Origin of the sequence: Streptomyces sp. CB02923, assembly GCF_001905005.1 — a bacterium.
Taxonomy (GTDB): Bacteria; Actinomycetota; Actinomycetes; order Streptomycetales; family Streptomycetaceae; genus Streptomyces.
In genome coordinates this window covers 1,121,463-1,138,131 of sequence record NZ_LWKZ01000024.1, presented here as the reverse complement: position 1 = coordinate 1,138,131, position 16,669 = coordinate 1,121,463, and the positions used below count along the sequence as shown (strand labels likewise).

General features: G+C 70.4%; 13 protein-coding genes and 1 pseudogene. 6 read left to right on the top strand and 8 right to left on the bottom strand.

The annotated features are described in order from the left end of the window. Window positions 1-234: 234 nt before the first annotated feature. Window positions 235-1,983 carry an ABC transporter ATP-binding protein gene (locus tag A6A06_RS28110; protein WP_073764438.1) on the top strand — a complete coding sequence of 583 codons (1,749 nt, stop codon included), beginning with the start codon at window positions 235-237 and terminating at the stop codon, window positions 1,981-1,983. Window positions 1,984-2,016: 33 nt separating this feature from the next. Here A6A06_RS28110 and A6A06_RS28105 read toward each other — a convergent pair whose 3' ends face one another. From A6A06_RS28105 to A6A06_RS28080, 6 genes are all read right to left on the bottom strand, one after another. Beyond that, window positions 2,017-2,688: a class I SAM-dependent DNA methyltransferase gene (locus tag A6A06_RS28105; RefSeq protein ID WP_073764436.1), complete on the bottom strand. Its 672-nt coding sequence runs from the start codon at window positions 2,686-2,688 to the stop codon at window positions 2,017-2,019. 444 nt (window positions 2,689-3,132) lie between these two features. Then, window positions 3,133-3,348: a hypothetical protein gene (locus A6A06_RS28100; protein ID WP_443333789.1), complete on the bottom strand. Its 216-nt coding sequence runs from the start codon at window positions 3,346-3,348 to the stop codon at window positions 3,133-3,135. A 777-nt stretch (window positions 3,349-4,125) separates the two neighbouring features. Then, window positions 4,126-4,995 carry an ABC transporter permease gene (locus A6A06_RS28095; protein WP_199931200.1) on the bottom strand — a complete coding sequence of 290 codons (870 nt, stop codon included), beginning with the start codon at window positions 4,993-4,995 and terminating at the stop codon, window positions 4,126-4,128. A 3-nt stretch (window positions 4,996-4,998) separates the two neighbouring features. After that, entirely contained in the window at window positions 4,999-5,937 is a 939-nt protein-coding gene (locus A6A06_RS28090) for an ABC transporter ATP-binding protein (RefSeq protein ID WP_073764434.1), read from the bottom strand. A gap of 368 nt (window positions 5,938-6,305) precedes the next feature. After that, window positions 6,306-8,819, bottom strand: a complete 2,514-nt coding sequence (locus A6A06_RS28085; protein ID WP_073764432.1) for an ABC transporter permease — start codon at window positions 8,817-8,819, stop codon at window positions 6,306-6,308. After that, on the bottom strand, window positions 8,819-9,562 hold the full coding sequence (locus A6A06_RS28080) for an ABC transporter ATP-binding protein (protein ID WP_073764430.1): 744 nt from the start codon (window positions 9,560-9,562) through the stop codon (window positions 8,819-8,821). The genes A6A06_RS28085 and A6A06_RS28080 overlap by 1 nt, the downstream gene beginning before the upstream one ends. Before the next feature lie 188 nt (window positions 9,563-9,750). On the opposite strand from A6A06_RS28080, the gene A6A06_RS28075 reads away from it, so the two are divergent. From A6A06_RS28075 to A6A06_RS43080, 5 genes and pseudogenes are all read left to right on the top strand, one after another. Next, entirely contained in the window at window positions 9,751-10,938 is a 1,188-nt protein-coding gene (locus tag A6A06_RS28075) for a sensor histidine kinase (RefSeq protein WP_199931199.1), read from the top strand. Next, window positions 10,935-11,582, top strand: coding sequence for a response regulator (locus A6A06_RS28070; protein WP_073764426.1), 648 nt, complete (start codon window positions 10,935-10,937; stop codon window positions 11,580-11,582). Before A6A06_RS28075 ends, A6A06_RS28070 begins: the two co-directional genes overlap by 4 nt. Window positions 11,583-11,907: 325 nt before the next feature. Beyond that, window positions 11,908-12,654, top strand: a complete 747-nt coding sequence (locus tag A6A06_RS28065; protein ID WP_073764424.1) for a chemotaxis protein CheB — start codon at window positions 11,908-11,910, stop codon at window positions 12,652-12,654. 140 nt (window positions 12,655-12,794) lie between these two features. Continuing rightward, window positions 12,795-13,406, top strand: a complete 612-nt coding sequence (locus A6A06_RS43085; protein ID WP_079194383.1) for a Crp/Fnr family transcriptional regulator — start codon at window positions 12,795-12,797, stop codon at window positions 13,404-13,406. A 398-nt stretch (window positions 13,407-13,804) separates the two neighbouring features. Beyond that, window positions 13,805-14,254: pseudogene (locus A6A06_RS43080) on the top strand (glycosyltransferase); the annotation flags it as partial. A gap of 48 nt (window positions 14,255-14,302) precedes the next feature. Here the strand turns inward: A6A06_RS43080 and A6A06_RS28050 are convergent. Beyond that, window positions 14,303-15,451 carry a winged helix DNA-binding domain-containing protein gene (locus A6A06_RS28050; RefSeq protein WP_073764422.1) on the bottom strand — a complete coding sequence of 383 codons (1,149 nt, stop codon included), beginning with the start codon at window positions 15,449-15,451 and terminating at the stop codon, window positions 14,303-14,305. A 213-nt stretch (window positions 15,452-15,664) separates the two neighbouring features. Continuing rightward, a complete protein-coding gene (locus A6A06_RS28045; RefSeq protein WP_073764420.1) occupies window positions 15,665-16,510 on the bottom strand; it encodes an alpha/beta hydrolase in 846 nt (281 codons plus the stop codon). Window positions 16,511-16,669: the final 159 nt, after the last annotated feature.

Genomic DNA, 16,669 nt, shown 5'->3' with positions numbered 1-16,669 from the left:
GGGAAGGCGGGGGCGAGAGGCTGGGGTGAGTGTGGGGCCTGTGGGGCCTGTGGGGCCTGGGGGGCTCGAAACCGCGTGCGCAGCGCCGGTCGGCCCTGCCGCAGCGTCTGCCGACCTCCCCGGGCCTGATCGTCTCCCCGAACCTGATCGTCTCCCCGAACTTGATCACCTCCGCCCACCTGATCGCAGTCCCCAACCTGATCACCTTCCCCAAGACACCGAGGAGGGCCGCCGGTGAGCACGGCAGCGAACGTCGTCGCAGAGGTCGAAGACCTGCGGGTGAAGGTCGGCGGCCGAGCCGTCGTCGACGGAGTGAGCCTGCGGATCGGTACGGGCACGGTCACCGCCCTGGTCGGCGCCTCCGGCAGCGGCAAGACCACGACGGGCCTGGCCCTGCTCGGCGCGTACCCGCCGGGCGCACAGGTCTCCGGCACGGTCACCGTCACGGACGGCCTGGTCGGCCACGTACCGCAGCACCCGGCGGCGGTCCTCAACCCCGCCCGCCGGGCCGGCGCCCTGCTGGCCGACATCGCCCGGAACCAGGTACGCCACCTGCCACGCCGCGAACGCGCCAAGGCCGCCGAATCCCGCATCAACGAAGCGCTCGCCCGCGCCCAACTCACCGATCCGACAGAACTGCTGCGCCGCTACCCGCACCAGCTGTCAGGCGGCCAGCAGCAGCGCGTCGTGCTCGCCCAGGCCCTGCTGCTGGGCGCCCGCGTCGTGGTCGCCGACGAGCCGACCACCGGACAGGACGCCCTGACCAAGCGCCGCATCGTCAAGGAACTGGCGTCGATCGTCCGGCAAGGCATCGGCGTCCTCCTGCTGAGCCACGACCTGGACGTGGTGCGCGAACTGGCCGACGAGGTGGTGGTTCTGAAGCACGGCCGAGTGGTCGAGGCGGGGCCTGCGGAGCGGGTGGTGGCGAGGGGACACCATGCGTGGACGCGCGAGTTGTTCGGGGTGGGGGAGGGGGGTGGTGACGGGATGGGGAGCGACGCTTTGCGTGGTTCCGTTCCTACGCCCGTTCCGGGGGCACCCGATCCCGTTCTGGAGGCGCCCGATCCCGTTCCGGAGGTGCCCGGCCCCGTTCCGGAGGTGCCCAGCCCGCTCCTTGAGGTGCCCGGCCCCCTCCTGGATGTGCGGGACTTGACCGCCCGACATGGCGGCGGACGGCCCCCATACCGTTCCCGTTCCCGCTCCCGCTCCTCCGATGTCCTGGATGTACTGCGTGATGTCTCCCTCTCGATTCAACCTGGGCAGCGCGTCGCGGTCGTCGGACGTTCCGGCAGCGGCAAGACCACACTCGGCCGGTGCCTGGCCGGGCTGCACCGTACGTACGACGGCGAGGTCCATCTCGACGGCGTGCCGCTGCCACGCAGCCTGCGCGACCGAACTCCCGCACAACTGGCGGCGATCCAGTACGTGTTCCAGGACGCCCAAGCATCCTTCGACGAACACCGCACGGTGCTGGCACAGATCGCACGAACGGCGGTCCGCCTGCGCGGGGCCACCCCCGCGGACGCAACACGGGAGGCGGAGGCGCTGCTCGCCGAGGTCGGGCTCGACGAACAGCACATCCACAGCCGCCCCGGTCGCCTGTCCGGGGGCGAACTCCAGCGCGCGGCGCTCGCCCGCGCTCTCCTCGCCCACCCCCGCGTCCTGATCTGTGACGAGGTCACCTCGGGCCTGGACACGGTGACCCGGCGCAGCATCCTCGCCGTCCTCGACCGGCTGCTGTGCGAACAGCCGGATCTGGCGTTGGTGTGGATCACCCACGACCTGAAATCAGTCGCCCGAGCCGACCGGATCCTGGTCCTGGACGCGGGCGACATCGTTGAACAGGGCCCTGCCAACCGCATCCTCACCGCGCCCGGCCACCCCTTCACGGCGGCGCTCGTCGAGGCGTCGGCACCGGCGGAGCGGCCTACGGCTTCCCGGGCGCAGGAACGGGCGCAGGAACGGGCGGAGGGGACGGCGTAAGGCGGGGTCCTGGACTGATCTGCCGGACTACCGCTACGCGGGGGCGTCCGGACCCGGTTTGCGGGCCACGAGGAAGGCCTGCGACGTCCGCTCGGCAAACCTGCCGCTGTCGGGCTCGCGTACCAGGCGGGCACGTACGGGCAGGCCGGCCTTCTCCAGCAGGGCGGCCATCCGGTCCGGCTGCCGCCGGTGGAAGTCGAGTGACACCTGCAGACCGTAGGCCTCCTCCAGACGCAGCGGTTCGTCGCCCACCTGGAACGCGGCCAACAGGTGACCGCCGGGCGCAAGCACCCGGTGGAACTCGGCGAACGCGTCCGGCAGCAGCTCCAAGGGAACGTGAATGGTCGAATACCAGGCCACGATGCCGCCGAGGCTGCCGTCGGGCAGGTCCAGCGCCAGCATGGAACCCTCGTCGAAGCGCAGATCCGGGTGCTGGCGACGGGCCACCGCGAGCATCCCCGGCGACAGGTCGATGCCGGACACGGACAGACCCAGGTCGGCCAAATGCGCGGTCACCCGGCCGGTGCCGCACCCGATGTCGGCCACGGGACCGCCCCCGTCGGCCCGCACCATGTCGGCGAACCCGGCGAGCATCCCCCGGTCCAGCGGCTTCGCGGCCAGTTCGCCGCTGGCGTGTGTGGCGTACTCTTCGGCCACGGCGTCGTAGGACGCACGGGTGTCCTGCAGGAAGTCCAGTTCGGTCATGAACGAGGACCCTACTGCGCCCGACACGGCCGCCGCGCCCCGACCCGTTCGACTTGCCCAGCCCTCCTGATGCACGGCACGGGCAGCATCGATGAAGTCCTCCAACGCCATCCAAAAGGCGGAGAAAGCGGCACTGAACTCCTCCCGAGAATCGGTCTCTCCCTGCATCGCAGCCTTGCTACACCTTGATACACCGGCAAAACGTATGCGCCGTCCGCTGAAGCACAAGCGCAGCACCCGCAGCCTCGTGCGGCCCTCCAACCCGACGCCCCGGCCACCCCGGCGAATCTCCGCGTACTCGGCAATCTCCCGGACGTACAACTCCTTGAGCACGTCCACCAGGCTCCCGCTCCCGCTGCCGCTGCCGCTGCCGCTGCCGTCGCCGCCACCGTCCCCCCCCCGCCCGCCTCCCTTCCCCGTGTCCGACCCACCCCCGTGCCCGGGTCAGTGCCCGTCGCTGCTGCCGGTACCGCTACCGGTGCCGGAGTTGTTGCGCAGGACGGCCAGGACCACCCAGTGGAACTCGCCGAGGCGGTGCGTCTGCTCGATCAAGTCGAGGTACGCGGTCCGGCGGCTCTCGCGCAACCGCGCGGCGCGCTGCGCACACGCGACGGTCTCCGCTTGGATCCGCGCGGCCCGCGCACTGCCCCGGCCAGCCACCCAGCTCCCGAGTACGGCGGTGTGCCACCCGTAACCACCGCAATGGCAAGAGTCCACACTGCGCGGTCGCCCACGCGCCGCCACCCTACCGAGCCGCCGGAACGCCACACGCAGCCGGAACTTCGGTCGCCGGCAAGGACGGTGCAGCCCACGTCGACCTTCCCTGCACCACGTCTCGCACGCCCTACCGCCGAGCCAGCGCCTCGTGGCACGCGACCACCAGGAGACCGGCCGCCCAGCACATCCCGGAAATCGAGCATCACCCCATTCGGGCCCCCTCCTCCACCGCGACAGACAGCCACATCCTCCCGCTGACGGCCTGACGGCCTGACGGCCTGACGGCCTGACGGCCTGACGGCCTGACGGCCTGACGGCCTGACGGGTCGGCGGGCCGGTCCGCTCCGCCTCCGCGAACAGGCGGAATGCCGCCCCCCCGGCCAGCAAACCCGCTCAGTGGCCGGATCCAGCTGGTCGACACTCCCCGCCCATCGATGGTCGGCAGCTTGCCGCACAACTCCCGCGATCCGCCCGCCCCGCTCCGCCACCACGGCCTCTCGTCATTCCGCCCTCCCGCCCCCCTCCCTCCCCCTCTCCCCTTCCCCTCCCATGATCGAATACTTGCCAGGCTGGCCGGTCCCGTCGCGACGTCGTAACCGTGGAATTCATCTCCCGCCCCCATGCGCGCCGCGTATGCAAGCCCAGTTGCCACAGAACCTCCTGGTTATGCCATGAGCTTCATCGGCCGCTTCGCATTCGTCTTGTGGCAGTCGCGGCCGCTCAGGCATCCCGTAGGCGGAGGGCGCAGTACCCGGCTATGTTGGCCATTACGGCCCACAGCATCAGCAGCCCGATCGCTGTGGCTGTCCCGTACGCGTTGTTCTCGGCGACTCCCATCAGGTTCATTCCGGCTGGTCCGGGGAGGTAGTCGGCGGCCTTGGACAGGAATTCCACGGATGTGGACTGCATGGTCATGGGCAGCACCAGCATGAGCAGGAATCCCACGGTGAGCGTGCCGGCGACGCTGCGCACGGCCGCGCCGATGCCGACGACGATGACTCCGACGGCACCGAGATAACCGCCGACCGCGAATGCCTGGCCCACTGCGTCACCGGCCGCCACCGGCTGTGCCGCGTCACCGAGTGAGGCCACAGCGGTCCCGAGTCCTATCGGTGTGAGGACCACACCCGTCAGGAAGAGCACCGGGAAGAGCACCAGGCACTTCGCCAGCAGCATCCGCCAACGCACGGGTATCCACAGGAGGGTGGAACGGATGCTGCCTGTCGAGTACTCGGTCGCGATCACCATCGTGGCCAGCGCGAGGATTCCGAACTGGCCCATGAACGCGACGCCCGTACCGAGGTTGTCCAGTGGTGAGGTCGGCAGCCCGCCCACGGCCCCGTCGCCGCGCGCCGACCGGGCGGCGCTGCCCGCGATGACCGTGTACGCGATGATCAACGCTGCCGTCGAGGCGAGGGCGACCCACGTGGAACGCACCGTCCAGAGTTTGGTCCACTCGGCGGCCACGGCGCCGACCAGCCCGCCCCGGCCGCAGCCGGTGACGCCCGCCCGGGAGGGTATCGGATCTCCGGATGACCGGTCGGCTGGAGTTGCTGGTGCGGTCAAGGAATGAGCGGTCTTGTTGCTCATGAGTCAGTCCTGCCCCGTCTGCGGTGTGCCCTGGTGTGTGCCGTACTCGACGCTGGAAGCGGTCAGTTCCATGTACGCCTCCTCCAGCGAAGGCGCTAGAACGCGTAGTTCGTGCAGGCGCGCTCCGGCTTCGTGAGCGAGGTCACCGATCTGCTCGGCAGTCGCCCCGCGCACCGACAGCACGTCACCGTCCAGGCGCTCCACGGCGAAGTCCGCTGTGGTGAGCCGCCGCTCCAGCTCCGCCAAGCTGTGCCGCTCCGGTATCCGCACCCGGACCGTACCGAGCGAACTGCGCCGGATGAGCTGCTCCATCGGCTCGTCCGCGATGAGTCTTCCCTTGCCGATGATGACGAGCTGGTCGGCTGTCTGCTGCATTTCGCTCATGAGGTGGCTGGAGATGAAGACCGTCCGGCCCTCCTCGGCCAGCGAGCGGGCGATCCGGCGAACCCAGCGCACACCGTCAGGGTCGAGGCCGTTCACCGGCTCGTCGAAGATCAGCACACCGGGGTCGCCCAGCAGCGCGCCGGCGATACCGAGCCGCTGGCCCATGCCGAGGGAGAACAACCCCACCTTGCGCCCGGCGACGGAGGAAAGACCCACCGCCTCCAGCACCTCGTCGACCCGGCGGCCCGGTATGCCGTTGCTACGTGCCATCGCCAGCAGATGCTTGCGCGCGCTGCGGCCCGGATGCAGCGCCTTGGCTTCAAGGAGTGCGCCTACCTCCCGCGTGGGCCAGCGCAGCTCGTCGTATGGCTTGCCATTGACCAGGGCCTTTCCCGCGGTCGGGCGGTCCAGGCCGAGAATCATCCGCATCGTCGTGGACTTGCCGGAGCCGTTGGGTCCGAGGAATCCGGTGACCCGCCCGGGCTCGATATTCAGCTGCAGGGCTTCGACCGCGGTGACACTTCCGTATCGCTTGGTCAGCCCGTTGAGGGTAATCATGGGACGGTCTCCCTGTCGGTGTGCTGATGTCTTCAACGGTAGAAAGAAAGCAGGTCGACCACATCCGACGAACGGATTTGATTGCCTGCCACTTTCGTTGAGTGCGGCGGGCCGATCCGCCGACGAACACCGGCCGCCGAAAGACGCCCGGCCCGAATGCAGGCCGGGCGTCGGCGATGAGTATTCGGGTGGAAATCGAAGCCGGTGACAGATGCCGGTGACAGATATGGGAGCCCTGATGGGTCGCGATCGGCCGTGGGTGCTCATCCCTGCGGGATCGCGGAAGGGTTAGGTGAGGTGGGGTGGGGTGAGTTGGGGTGGGGTGGGCTTTCGGCGGCACTGCTGCTCGGCTCCGGGGCGTTTCCGGGTTATTCGCCGGCGATGGCCGCCAACATGTTGGTACGGGCCGCCCGGCGGGCCGGCCACATGGCGGCCAGGACGGCCGCGACGGCTATACTGGCCAGGGCCGACGCGATGATGCCGACGGGCACCGAGAAGTCCCACAGCCGCTGCCCGAACATGGCGTGCTGCATGACGGCACCCGCGGGTACACCCACCACGACCCCGAGCAGCGCACCGAAAAGCGAAATCACGATGCTCTCCACCCGGATCGTCCGGCGGACCGACAGACGCGAGGCTCCCACCGCACGGATCACCCCGATCTCCCGGGTGCGCTCCATGACCGAGAGCACCAGCGTGTTCACCACGCCGAACACCGCGATCAGGATCGCGACGCCGAACATCGCGTACATCAGCGTGAAAGCCAGTGACTGTTGGTCGACGCCCTGTTGCACGAGCGTTTCACGGTCGCCGACAAGAACGTCCGGACGCTCGCGGAAAGCCGCTTGGATACTCGCTCGCGCCTTCGCCGGGTCGGGCCCGGAGGCGTACAGCGTGGTGATCTGTTTACGCAGCGACGCGGGAGCCTTGGCGACGTCCAGGAAGATGCTGGCTTGCAGCTCCGTCGCATCGTAGATGCCCACCACGGTCTGGGTGATGGCGGTCCTGGCGTCCATATGCAGGGTGATCTTGTCGTTCATGCCGAGGTTCAGCATGTCGGCCTGGTTCTGCGAAATGACCACGCCCCGGGTCAGGTCGGCGCTGCCTGCCGTGATGTCCGGGGTCAGTACGCCCTGGAGTCCGGCCGGCTCGATCGCGGAGATCCGCCGCTCGGTCTTCCCGCCCGGGTAGGTCAGCCCGACCAGGACGTCCCGGCTGCCCGCCACCCGGGAGACGCCCGGCAGCGCGCCGACACGTCCGGCTTCGGCGAGAGTGAGCGAGGACTCGCCGCCGGCGGCGGACTGCAGGACCGTGGTCGTCGTGGGCACGTTGGCCCGCGTCGTCGAGGCGATCAGCGCGGAGAACGAGGCACTGAGGGTCGCGAACGAGCAGACCAGCGCCAGACCGACGGTGATGGCGGTCGCCGTGCCCGCGGTGCGGCGCGGGTCGCCGGCCGCGTTGCGCAGCCCGAGCCGGACCGCCGGCCGGGACCGCGCGCCGAGCAGCCGGGCGACCGGGTGCAGGACCACCTCGGCGAAGAACGGTGCCAGCATGAGCATGCCGGTCACGCCGAGGACCGCTCCTGCCAGGCCGGTGATGCGCGCGGCGTTGGAAGAGCTCGGATCCGCCGTGGCGATGACCATGACCGCGCCGACGGCCACGAAGCCGAGGCCCAGCAGGACACGCAGCCGCTTGGTCTCCCGCGGCACGATCGCGTCGGTCCGCAGCGCGGCGACCGGCGGCACGGCCGCGGCCCGGCGCGCCGAGCTGTACGCGGCCAGTACGGTCACCAGCAGAGCGACCCCGTACCCGAGCAGGACAGCCACCGGACTGACGGTGAAGTCGACGTCGCCGCCCGGACGCATCACCGAGATCATCGCCGGCCCCAGCGCCACTCCGGCCAGCGTGCCGATCGTGCCACCCGCGAGTCCCAGCGCGACGGCCTCGGCGACGATCCCGGACCGCACCTGGCGTCTGCGCGCGCCGACGGCCCTGAGCAGCGCGAACTGCCGGGTCCGCTGGCTGACGAGCATGGTGAAGGTGTTGGTGATGACGAACCCGCCGACCAGCAGGGCGACCGCCGCGAACGGCAGCATCGTCATGCGCAGCTCCTGCGCCTCGGACTCCGACTGCCGCACCGCGGCGTCCGCCAGGGCACCGCCCGTCTCGACGTGATAGCCGGTGGGGACGGTCTTCCGCGCGGCCCCTTCCACGGCGCCGGCGCGCGTGCCGGGCGCCGCGGTCAGCTCGACGCGGTGGAATCGCTCACCGAGAAGCTTCTCGGCGGTCCTGGTGTCGTAGGCGACCACCGGCACCGCGTCGGACGGCCCGTCGGAGTCCTGTGTGGTCTCCGGGCCCAGCCGGTTGTACTCGTACAGAGCGGTCACCTTGGCGCTGTCCGTACGCCCGCCGGCCAGCAGGACGCGTGCGGTGTCACCCACCTTGAGCCCTGCCTTGTCGGCATCGGACTTGTTGAGCGCGACCTGGCGCGGCCCGGTGGGGGCCGTGCCCGACTGGACCGTGAACCGCCGGTCGTTGCTCCAGTCCGTGCCCGCCCGGTCCAGGACCGTGGTGGTGCGGACGAACTTGCCGTCGCGGCCGACCAGCCCGGCCCGGCCGACGATCACGCCCTCGGCGCGTGCGACACCGGGCACCGCGGCCAGTCGGTCCCGGTCCGCGGTGGTCAGCACCGGGTCCTTGCCGGGGCTCTGCACCGAGACACCGACGTCCTTACGGGTCTCCTGGCCCGCGAGGGTGGTGGCGATGGAGTCGCTCACCACCCAGCTTCCGACCGTCGCAGTCACACCGAGCGCGATGGCGATGAGCGTCATCACCACGCGGCCCTTGTGGCCGAGCAGGTCGCGCAGCATGGTTCTGAACATCAGACGACTGCCCTCTCGAAGGACTTCATGCGCTCCAGCACGCTGTCCGCGGTCGGCGAGTGGATCTCGCCGACGAGGTGGCCGTCCTTCAGGAACAGCACCCGGTCCGCGTAGGCGGCGGCGCTTGGTTCGTGGGTCACCATCGCCACCGTCCTGCCGAGGTCGTCCACACTGCGGCGCAGGAAGCCGAGCAACTCGGCGGAGGCGGCGGAGTCCAGCGCGCCGGTCGGCTCGTCGGCGAAGACCACCTCGGGCCGGGTGACCAGCGCGCGGGCGCAAGCCACACGCTGCTGCTGGCCGCCGGAGAGCTGACTGGGCCGGTGGTGGAGGCGGTTCCGCAGGTGCAGCGTCGCGACGACCTTGTCCAGCGCCTCGCGGTCGGGCTCGCGGCCGGCAAGGTCGAAGGGCAGCGTGATGTTCTCCAGGGCGGTCAGCGTGGGAAGCAGGTTGAACGCCTGGAAGACGAACCCCACCCGGTCGCGGCGCAGGCTGGTCAGGGCGTCGTCGCGCAGCCCCGTCAACTCGGTGTCCCCGATCCACACCGTGCCCTCGTCGGCCTGGTCCAGGCCCGCGACGCAGTGCATCAGCGTCGACTTGCCGGAACCGGACGGCCCCATGATCGCGGTGAACTCACCGCGGTGGAACTCCACATCGACGCCGGCGAGCGCGACCACCCGGGCATCGGCCGACCCGTACCGCTTGGTGAGCCCGGTGGCCCGGACGGCAGCTGTTGTCTGTGTCATGGCAGAAATGGTCCCGTCGTGGATCACGCGGCACGTCGCCCAAAAGACCACGAACATCCCTGACTTAAGTTGCGGCGGCGCTGAACCTTCGTGGGGCGGTGCATAGACGGATGGCGGAAGCCGGGCGTGCTGCGAAGAACTAGGCTCGGCCCGTGGCCCGACGCATGGAGACAGCGCTCCGTCAGCGCTTGCGCGACGCAGTGGACCGGTGGGGACTGAAAGTACTGGCGGCCGTGGTCGCCGCAGGCGCGTTCATACCGATAGACGGGCGCCCGATCGACTACATGCAGGCAAAGTTGGGCATCACGCCGGACTCGGTGCCGGCCCTGTCGGCGGTCGCGGCGGTGATCTCCGCCGTCACCGTCCTGATGCTGCCGCGCAAGCGCTGGCCGGTGGTCAGCTTCGGGCCGGCGGCCTGGATCCTGCTGTCGGTCTGGATGCCGCTGAGCGTCGGCTCGTACGTCGTCGCCCGCAACGCACGCCCCCAACTGCGCCTGATCTGGTACGTAGTGGGCGCGAGCGCGGTCGTCATCCTGCCGATGACCACCGGCGTCGCCATCGGAATGCCCGGCCTGGCCCGGGACGACCTGCTTTCCTCGCTCGGCAGCGTCGTCGTGTTCGTCTGGCTTCCCGCGGTGCTGGGCCTGTGGAGCAGGGCCCGCAGCGAGGTGATCGAAGGTCTCCAGGAGCGTGCCGCGCAACTGGAGAGGGAGCAGGCCGCACGCGCCGAACAGGCCCGCATCCAGGAACGGGCCCGCATCGCTCGCGACATGCACGACGTCGTCGCCCACCGGGTGTCCCTCATGGTGCTGCACGCGGGCGCGCTGGAGGTCAACGCGAAGGACGCCGACACCGCTGCCGCCGCGGAACTGATCCGTACCACCGGCCGGGAGGCGCTCGGCCAGCTCAGGGACGTCATCGGCGTCCTCAAGAGCGCGGGCGACGGGGACGAGCCCGCCCTCGGTCCGCAGCCGACGCTGGTCGACCTCGACCGGCTGCTCGACCAGACGCGGGCCGCGGGCATCACCGTACGGCGCCACGACGCGGGCACACCGAAACGGCTGCCGACCCTCCTGGAACACGCCGCGTACCGCGTCGTCCAGGAAGCCCTCACCAACGTCCACAAGCACGCCGGCACGGCGCACACCGAGGTCGCCGTGCACTACCACGACGCGGATCTGGAGATCACCGTGAGCAACACGGCCCCGGCCGGCCCCGCCGAGGCCCTGCCGGGCAGCGGTATGGGCCTGGTCGGACTGCGCGAACGGGTGGAACTGCTCGACGGCGTCTTCGCCGCCGACCCCCGCCCCGACGGCGGCTTCACCGTCTCCGCCCGCTTTCCCGTCTCCGAACCCGCCCTGGAGGACCACGCGTGATCCGCGTCCTGGTAGTCGACGACGAAGCGCTGGTCCGGGCCGGGCTGCGCATGATCCTGCAACCGACCGACGACATCGAGGTGGTCGCCGAGGCGAGCGACGGCCGGGAAGCGATCACCGCGGTCGCCGAACACCGCCCCGACGTCGTCCTCATGGACGTACGCATGGCGGGCATGGACGGCCTGACCGCCCTGCGCGAGCTGCGCCGTTCGCCCGACGGACCGAAAGTGATCATGCTGACCACTTTCGACCTCGACGACTATGTGCACACCGCCCTGCGCAACGGAGCATGCGGCTTCCTCCTGAAGGACACCTCCCCACGCGACCTCGCCAACGCCGTCCGCACCATCGCCGAGGGCAGCGCCATGCTCACGCCGAAGGTCACCAAGCGCCTGCTCGACACCTTCGCCGACCTGCAGCCCGAAGGCGCCGCCGAGGCACGGAAGCGCCTGTCGGTGCTGACCGAGCGCGAGGACGAGGCGGTGCGGGCGGTGGCCCGCGGCCTGTCGAACGCCGAGATCGGGCGTGCGCTGGCCATGAGCGAAGGCACGGTCAAGGCCCACGTCAGCCGCGCCCTGGCCAAACTGGGCCTGTCCAACCGGGTGCAGATGGCCTTGCTCGTCCGCGACGCCGGCCTCAAGTGACGGCACCGGTACGGCCATACGTCCACGGCGGACGACCGTACCGCCCAGCGGGTCTCTGCCGAAGTCGGGGGTGAGGGATGGGGGGTGAGTGCTTGGGGTGAGTGCTTGGGGGTGAGTGCTCGGGAAGGGGCCTGGTTCTTCGCCTGCCGCGCACGACCTGGCGGGCGCGCGGGGTGGGCCTGTCACCTCAGTGGCGTAGAGCCGGGTGAGGATTCTGGTGCCGGCCGGTTCTGGCCATCGGTCGCCGACCGCCGTCACGCCGCTCCTGCAATCCCTCCGCCTCCACTCGTCCGCTGTGTGCGGTGCCGGGCATGAGGCTGGTGCCGTGTTCGGTACCGTTCAGAAGTCCTCCGCTGCCTTCGACGTGGTCTGTATGACCGCGTCGCTCGGTGGTGTGAACGCCTACCGTGAGATCCTCGCGGCGCTGCCCGAGACGTTCCCCGCCGCGGTCGTACTGGTGCAGCACCGTCCGGTGCGGGAGCAGGACGGCCTGGTGGGGGTCCTGCGGCACCGGTCCACGCTCCCGGTGCGGTTGTTGGAGGAGGGGGACCAGCTGGCGGCGGGTGTCGTCCACGTCGTGCCGGCAGGCCACTGGGCCGCCTTCACGCCTGAGGGCACGGTGTCGCTGCACGCCACGGACGGCCACCGTTCGGCGGATCCGATGTTCGCTTCCGCCGCGGCCGCATTCGGCCCCCGGCTGCTGGCGGCGGTACTGACCGGGCGCCTGGAAGACGGGGCCCTGGGCGTACGCCACATCCGCGGCGCGGGAGGCCGGGTGCTCGCCCAGGACATCATCACGGCCGAAGCCGTCGGAATGCCGAGCGCCGCGATGGCCACCGGCTGCATAGACACTTCGTGCTGCCCCTGCCCCTGCCCCTGCCCCTGCCCCTGCCCCTGCCCCTGCCCCTGCCTCTGCGCCCCTGCCCCTGCCGGTGCTGGCTCACGCACTGGTCAGCCTGGTGATGGTGCCGGGTGTCGCAGGCCTGATGCGGGTGTTGCTGCCGCCCTGGGCGGCGGTGATCCCACCGGCGGTCGCCACCTGACCACGGGACGAAAGGCGGGCACGCCATGACGAAAGGCGGGCACGCCATGACGAATGGCGCATCCGGTCCGTACGACAGCAGAGGCAACCGCATCCTCGCGGCCCTGCCGGAGGCTGAGCGCCGGAGACTGTAACCCCAACTGGAGCCGGCCGAGCTGAGCACCGGAGACGTGCTGTACCGGCCGGGGGAGCGGACCGAGTCCGTATGGTTCCCGCTGCTGGGCGTCTGCACGATCCTCGCCGAGCTGGACGGGCCGGCCGTCGAGGTCGCCACCGTCGGCGACGAGGGCATGGTCGGGCTCGCGGTGTTCCTGGACGTCGGCAGCCCGACCGAGCCGGCCGTGTGCCAGGTCGCCGGGCGCGGGCTGCGGATGGAGGCCGACCGGTTCCGCCACGAGATCGCCGTGCCGGACGGGCAACTACAGCAGACGCTGCAACGATTCACCCAGTCCATGTTCGCCCAGCTGGCGCGCAACGCGGGCTGCAACCGCAGCCACCGCACACGGCAACGGTGCGCCCGTTGGCTGCTCATGACCGCCGACCGGATGCACAGCGACCAGTTCGTCCTGACGCAGAAATTCCTCGCCCAGATGCTCGCGGTCCGCAGATCGTCGGTCAGTGAGGTCGCGGGTGCCCTGGCCGACGACGGCTGCATCAGCTACAGCCGCGGCACGATCACCGTCCTGGACCGCGCCCGTCTGGAGGCGAATGCCTGCACTTGCTATCGCGTCATCCGCGAGGCCATCGACGCTACGTTTCCTCCGGCTGGAAAAGAAACCTGAGGGCGCCAGGCACGGCGGCGGGGAGGGGATCCGAAGCAATTTCGGTGAGGGGGCTCGTGTTCAGCAATGGGCGTGTTCGGGGATGGGTCCTCGTGGGCGCGTGGAAAGCGGCTCCGCCATCGACGCTACGCTCCTATTGCCCCGGAGCCCGCAGCCGACCGCTTGTAGTTGAGGGCCCTGGAGAGACCGGACTCGGCGGAGTGGCTGCGGGCCGACACGGACGGTTGCATTCCCGGTCTGCCGTCGCTCCTGGTTATGTCCCGCACCGGGCCTGCCTCCGGCGTGCGGATCGTCGCTGCTGTAACGGGTGTACCGTCCGGTCGGCGCTGCTCGCCGACCGGCACTCCAGTACCTGCACCCTCCCCCTGCCCCGTTCGGGACCGTCTGCCCCTTCCGGGCGCCACCCCGAGTGGCGCCTCCGCATCTACGGCGCCGGCGAGGAGGAGGCGGCGCTGAAGAAGCACAGCGCCCGGCTGGGCATCGCCGACAGCGTGCAGTGGATGGGCCGCACCACCGACGTGCCCGGCGCGCTGCGCCAAGCCTCGGTGTTCGTGCTCAGCTCCCGCGGCGAGGGCTTCCCGCTGGCCCCCATGGAAGCCATGACCACCGCCGTGCCCTGCGTCGCCTTCGACGTCGCCCCCGGCGTCCGCGAAATCATCCGCCACGGCCACGACGGCCTCCTCGCCCCACCCGGCAACACCAGCGAACTCGCCCGCCACCTCGAAACCCTCATCACCGTCTCCGCCCTGCGCAACCGCATGGGCGACCAGGCCCGCACCAACATCCAGCGCTACGCCACCGCCACCATCGTCGAACGCTGGGAGAACCTCTTCACCTTCCTCCAACGAAGAAACACTGCCCGACGACGGATCCTTCGCAGCCACTGGCTGAGTCGCTCAGTCGCCGGGCAGCAGCCGTATTTCGGCGGCTGGGAGGCCCTTGGACCACCAGTGGTCGTAGCGGCGGTAGACCGTGGGGTCGCGGTCGGCCAGGAAGGCCACGAGTGACCTGGCCTCTGCGCGCAGGCCCTCCCACGTCTCGTCCGGGAGGGGGTGGAACGCGGTGGCCTCGATGCCTCCGTCGGCGGGGCGCCAGACGCCCGCTACATGGCCGTCGACCAACAGTGTGGGCAGCACATCTCCGTTCATACGGATCACCAACTTGCGGTACGCGGGGGGAATGACGCGGCTGCGATCGGCGTAGGCGAGCAGGACGCTGTCCCACATCGCCATCAGTCTGGGCGGGGCCGGGGCGTCCTCGGCGGGCCGCGGCGCGCCGGGTATGTCGTACAGCACCGTGCCGCCGGGGCCTTCCAGTTGTACGAGGTCGTCGGCGAGCGCCTGCAACGCGGCTCTGGCCCGGGACCGCCGTACCGAAGAGAACTGAGCCACGTCCGCCACCGACGCCGGACCGAACCCCGCCAGGTAGCGGTGCACCAGCACCCGCAGACCCGCCGCGGCGGCATCGGGGTCTGCCAGCACCGGCCGCGTGCCGGCCGCGACGTACGTCTGCCGGGTGCCGAACGACCACGGCGCTTCGGCGGGGGCGTGCCACAGGGGGACGTACTGCCGCAGCATTCGCCAGGCCGACTGCTCCAGCGGCGCACCCAGTCGCTCTTCGAGACGGCCCTGCAACGCGGCGCTGGTTCGGGGCCGGTCGGCGTACTTGAGCAGCTCCGGGACGAGCGCTTCGGCATCGGCTGCCGTGAGCCCTGACTCGGTGAAACGGGCGTCGCCTAGCCTGGAGGCGCGCAGCGTCGGCTCCATGGCCTCGCGAAAGGGCGGGTAGTCCTCGGCGTGGACCATGTGCAATGTGACGCGCATGAGTGTGGCCTTGACCGCCTGGAGGCCGGCGACGGCAGCGTCGAGGTCGGCGGGAGCGAAGTCGGCAAGACGGTTCCACAGTGCGATGTACGGCGAGGCGGGCTGCTGCGCCTGCAGGGCGACCACCCGCCGCAGCGCATCGGTGACGCCGCCCGACGCGCGGCCGAGCAGCAACTGACGCGCGAGCGTGGCACGGTTGAGAGAACGCGCAGTGATCAGCATCCGGTGGTCCTCTCGCCCCGCCGAGCCGTACGGGGCTCGCTCGCCAACTGTTGCGGTTCTGACGTGAATTCGATGTTCACCCTTGGATAGTAGGTCCGGGGTCTGACATCGGCCTGGCCTCGGCCCGGCACCGCCTTGAGCGGGCCATGGGGACTCGCTGCGCCCCAGGGCCGGGAGGCACCAGGCAGGGCACGCACTCGAACCGGCACGGCCTCACAAGGCGAGAGCCTCGGCGAGTTCGCGCGGCCGTGCGGCGAACGGGGTGTGGCTTCCCGGGAGGGTGCGTACGGTGAACGGGTGGCCGGGCGCGGCCTGGTCGGCTTCAGCGATCATCAGGTCCTGGAGGGCCGGAGGCAGCGCCCGGTCGTCCGCGCAGCGCAGGAAGGTGCGCGGTATCCGTCCCCACCGTGCCGTGGTCACGACGACGGGGGAGGCCGCGACAGCCAGCGGCAGGTCGGTGGTCAGCAGGGAACGCCAGCGGTCGAAGCGGTCCCGGGGCGTGTCGTGGTAGTGGGTCTGCCGCAAGGCCTCGACGTAAACGGGGTCCGGCGAGAGCGGATTGATCCGCACCGCGCCCAAAGCGTCCTGGTCGCCGAGGGGGAGGTCCTGCCCCAGCGCGGTGGCGTTCTCGGGCGAGTCGAGATAATCGGAGAATCGCGGCCGCCCACCGGGGACGAACGCGCTCAGGTAGACGATTCGGTCGACGAGTTCGGGCGTCCGCTCAGCAGCCAGTGACGCGGGACCGCCGCCCGCGCTGTGGGCGACGAGCACGACGTTGCGGTAGTGGCGGACCTGGCGCAGCGTGTTCAGTACGGTTTCGGCGCACGCGTCCATCGTCAAGGTGGCGAGCTGGGATTTCTCGGTCAGCAGACCGGGCTGGCCGGGCAGGAGATACCCGGTGGGCAGCGGCGCGTCGCTGCCGTGGCCGGGCAGGTCGACGGCCACGCTCGCCGCGCCGAGCCCGACGAGAGCGCGCCGGGTCGACGCCCACTGCGCGGAACTGTGCCAGGCGCCGTGCACGAAGACGAAAACGGTGCTGTTCAGGGGGAGGTCTGTCATGCCTCCATCCCAGACGACAATCTCGGCGTCATCCAGCGAAAGATCTGGGAAGCCGATCGGCGATACTTCTGAGGTATCGAGATATCGACGTAGCGAGGTATCGAGGTATGGGGGTATAGAGGTATATAGGTGGTCGATATGTCGCCGGGGGCTGGTTGT

Excerpts from the sequence above, each read along its gene's own strand:
- A6A06_RS28090 (WP_073764434.1), bottom strand. The coding sequence starts at position 5,937 with ATGATTACCCTCAACGGGCTGACCAAGCGATACGGAAGTGTCACCGCG.
- A6A06_RS28045 (WP_073764420.1), bottom strand. The coding sequence starts at position 16,510 with ATGACAGACCTCCCCCTGAACAGCACCGTTTTCGTCTTCGTGCACGGC.
- A6A06_RS28105 (WP_073764436.1), bottom strand. The coding sequence starts at position 2,688 with ATGACCGAACTGGACTTCCTGCAGGACACCCGTGCGTCCTACGACGCC.
- A6A06_RS28085 (WP_073764432.1), bottom strand. The coding sequence starts at position 8,819 with ATGTTCAGAACCATGCTGCGCGACCTGCTCGGCCACAAGGGCCGCGTG.
- A6A06_RS28080 (WP_073764430.1), bottom strand. The coding sequence starts at position 9,562 with ATGACACAGACAACAGCTGCCGTCCGGGCCACCGGGCTCACCAAGCGG.
- A6A06_RS28095 (WP_199931200.1), bottom strand. The coding sequence starts at position 4,995 with ATGAGCAACAAGACCGCTCATTCCTTGACCGCACCAGCAACTCCAGCC.
- A6A06_RS28050 (WP_073764422.1), bottom strand. The coding sequence starts at position 15,451 with ATGCTGATCACTGCGCGTTCTCTCAACCGTGCCACGCTCGCGCGTCAG.